The following is a 1,621-nucleotide window of genomic DNA, read 5'->3' as shown; positions in this document are numbered from 1 at the left end:
CAATGTCATCAACTTAAGAAATAAAATTATAAAAAGCTTGAAATCAGTGAATTTCAGGCTTTTTGTAATTTTATATCTAGTTAAATACATTTATGTATGTTATAAATAAAAGACTATAAATTTAATAAAGGAATTACGAATGATAAATGCATACGAAAGAATAAAAACAATTTTTGATAAACTAAGTAATGAACGAATTAAAGAGATTGGTAAAATCAACGCTAATGATTTCACCAGAAATAGAAAAATGAATTTTGAAGATATATTACGATTTATTTTAAGCAAGAAAGGTAAAAGTACAACTATGGAGATAAACAATTATTTTAAGGAACTCAACAAAAGAGAAGACCGCGTAACAAAACAGGCGTTTTGTAAACAACGATTAAAATTAAACCCGCAGGTTTTTATAGAATTAAACAAAGAGTATATCAAATCCATATACGATAATTCAAATTATAAAACTTATAAGAATTATATTTTAACTGCTGTAGATGGAACTATTTTAGAGGTGCCTAATACTGAGGAACTAAGAGATTGCTATGGTTGTATAAATCCTAGTAAGGAGAATGTAAGAAAAACTGCCCGCGCTAAAGCTTCAGGAATTTATGATGTTGAAAATAATATAATGATTGATGCATTAATTGATAAATATAATACGCCTGAAAGAGCTTTAGCTAAGCGAAATATTCAAAATATGATAGATATATTAGGAACTGATAGAAAAATACTTACCATTTTTGATAGAGGATACATATCTACAGAGATGTTATTATTCCTATTAGATTTTCCAATTTACTATATTTTTAGGGTTCAAGGAAACACATATAATAGTGAAAAAGAATCAATGCAAAGTGATGATCAGATTGTTGAAATGAAAACAAATGGTCAAAGGTTAGTTAAAATAGCAGATGAAAGATTAAAACAAAAAGCTAAATTACTAGAAAAAGTACCGGTGAGAATGGTAAAAATAACACTAGATACAGGAGAAGATGAATATTTAGTAACCAATATTCCAATTGAAGAAATAGGAACCGAAGAGATGGGTGCCCTATACTTTAAACGCTGGGGAATAGAAACGGCTTATGATGTACTTAAGAATAAATTATATATCGAAAACATCTCCGGGAAAAAGAAAATAATCGTAGAACAGGATTTTTATGCACAGATACTGTTGTTCAATATGGTTGAAGATTTAAAAAATGATGCAAACAGCCAGTTACAAGAAAATAAAAATGAAAATTTAAAGTATGATTATAAAGTTAACATGAATATATTAATCGGAACCTTCAGGGAATATGTACTAAAAATAGCTTTAGAAGACGATAATGATAATAGAAGAGTTTTGTACACATCTATGCTTGAGGAAATTTTAGAAAATCTAATTCCTGTTAGGGACGGAAGAAAAAATCCCCGTACCACCTATAAGGGTAAAAATAAATACAGAACAAATTTTAAAAGAAATAGTTAATCAAACTTAGAGTTAATATATGGATAATAAGCTATTCAATGTAAAAAAACACTGAATAGCTTATTTGTGTTATCCAATTTTAAATCAAGCACTATAAGGCTAAATATAAATTAATATCTACAACTAAGGATTTTGTTTAAGTTGATGACATTG

The 1,621-nt window shown here is 27.5% G+C and carries 1 protein-coding gene; it reads left to right on the top strand.

Going from position 1 to position 1,621, the window contains the following annotated elements; all coding sequences use genetic code 11:
• Nucleotides 1-139 precede the first annotated feature (139 nt).
• Complete coding sequence (locus A500_RS03990) at nt 140-1,468, top strand: IS4 family transposase (protein WP_016206306.1); 1,329 nt, start codon at nt 140-142, stop codon at nt 1,466-1,468.
• Nucleotides 1,469-1,621: the final 153 nt, after the last annotated feature.

The organism is Clostridium sartagoforme AAU1, from assembly GCF_000401215.1.
GTDB lineage: Bacteria > Bacillota > Clostridia > Clostridiales > Clostridiaceae > Clostridium > Clostridium sartagoforme.
Note: the sequence above shows the minus strand (reverse complement) of the source record. Positions and strands in the feature narration are given on the sequence as shown.